This window comes from Okeania sp. (assembly GCF_983059655.1).
Window position 1 is genome coordinate 5,642 of sequence record NZ_CEZPJD010000422.1, and the last position, 1,082, is coordinate 6,723.

A 1,082-nucleotide genomic window follows, 5' to 3' on the forward strand; every position below is an offset into this window, starting at 1 on the left:
CATGGTTATTTAGAGCGATCGCTATTTTTGTCAGTTTATCTCTGAGCAAATAAAAGGCGATCGCTTATTATTAGACTTTTCTAGAAGGAAGAAAGAAGAAGAAAGGACTGAAGAGCCAGAAAAATCTGGGGTTGTCTGAATGTAAAGCCTCCTTATTGAAGGAGGTACTGATAGCTGAATTATTTGTAGATTAACATTTTTGCAGTTGCTAATCTGTTAATCTTCTTATTTACTCAAAAAAATCGTAGATATCTTTAGAAAATAGTATTATATCAATGCCTGATTTCATTGAAACAAAACATCAATGGAAAAATCAAGGATTTTGTATTTTCCCCAACTTTCTAGATACAAAAAAACTAGAAAATTTACATGTTATCTGTGAAGAAATTTTCAATCAATGGCTAGCAGCATCTCCCAATATTAAAGAAGCTGCCAATACAACTAATATGGCATATCTAACTGAGCTTATATATTTTGAGAAATCTCCCGAAAAGTTGATAGAGTTATTAGAATTTATTGCCGACAGAAGAATTATCAAAATCCTAGAATTCATTTCTGGTGAAAAAATATTATTCCACAATACCCAATATTTCTTTAATCCTGCTGATAAATCTTGGAAAGGTCTTTGGCATCGGGATACACAATTTTTAGCCCCAGAACCCGAACTGGAAAAACAGAGAATCAAATATAATACTGGCGTACATTTCCGAGTAGCTTTTTTACCAGATGATTATTTGGAATATGTGTCTGCTTCTGAACAAAGGTGGGATACTCCTGAAGAATATGCTATTAGAAAAGGAGAAAATGGGAAATCAAATATAGATGATGATATGCCTGGAAAACAGAAAATATTTTTAAATCCAGGAGATGCTTTGTTATTTCATGCCTGGGGAATTCATCGGGGAGTTTATGATATGAATAAACCCAGAAGTACTTTAGATATTATCTACAGTTGGGGGAATTATTGTGATTATTTTGTACCGCCTATGACTTGTTTTGAACAGTCAGATTTGTTAGATAAATTGAGTTTAAATGCTAGAGATTTTTTTGGTTATTTTATCAAAACTTATCAGCAATATTGG

General features: G+C 32.3%; 1 protein-coding gene. It reads left to right on the forward strand.

The window, feature by feature from the left end; all coding sequences use genetic code 11:
- Positions 1-275 precede the first annotated feature (275 nt).
- The coding region (locus tag AC3DU7_RS20880) for a phytanoyl-CoA dioxygenase family protein (RefSeq protein WP_488041224.1) at positions 276-1,082 on the forward strand (807 nt) is incomplete at its 3' end.